Consider the following 768-nt stretch of genomic DNA (forward strand, 5'->3'; position numbering starts at 1 on the left):
TGAAACTGTTACATCTCCAATAGTGACCGTTGGAGCACTATCATCATCTTGTACCGTTACCGATCCGTTGGTTACCGCTCCTGTTGTTCCGCTGGTTACAACTCCTGTTGCTGCAAATACTTCGTCTGCCTCTCCTGAGATTGTATCTTCTGTCGTTGGAACTGTTACGCTTCCTGTTGTATCTCCTGCTGTAATGGTTACCGTGTAAACTACTCCGTCTACCGTTACTTCTACTGTAATGTCTTCTGTACTTGGGTTGCTTAAGGTTACTGGAACTATCGCGTTATCTCCTTCTGAAACTGTTACATCTCCAATAGTGACCGTTGGAGCACTATCATCATCTTGTACCGTTACCGATCCGTTGGTTACCGCTCCTGTTGTTCCGCTGGTTACAACTCCTGTTGCTGCAAATACTTCGTCTGCCTCTCCTGAGATTGTATCTTCTGTCGTTGGAACGCTTACGCTTCCTGTTGTATCTCCTGCTGTAATGGTTACCGTGTAAACTACTCCGTCTACCGTTACTTCTACTGTAATGTCTTCTGTACTTGGGTTGCTTAAGGTTACTGGAACAATCGCATTATCGCCTTCTGAAACTGTTACATCTCCAATAGTGACCGTTGGAGCACTATCATCATCTTGTACCGTTATCGATCCTTCGGTTACGGCTCCGGTGGTAGTTCCGCTGGTAACTGCACCCGTTGCTGCAAATACTTCGTCCGCCTCTCCTGAGATTGTATCTTCTGTCGTTGGAACTGTTACGCTTCCTGT

The 768-nt window shown here is 46.2% G+C and carries 1 protein-coding gene; it reads right to left on the bottom strand.

The genetic code is table 11. The features are described from left to right. On the bottom strand, window positions 1–768 hold a 768-nt coding region (locus SLH33_RS12980), incomplete at both ends, for a hypothetical protein (RefSeq protein WP_320419542.1).

The organism is Tenacibaculum sp. IB213877 (genome assembly GCF_034043975.1).
Taxonomy (GTDB): domain Bacteria; phylum Bacteroidota; class Bacteroidia; order Flavobacteriales; family Flavobacteriaceae; genus Polaribacter.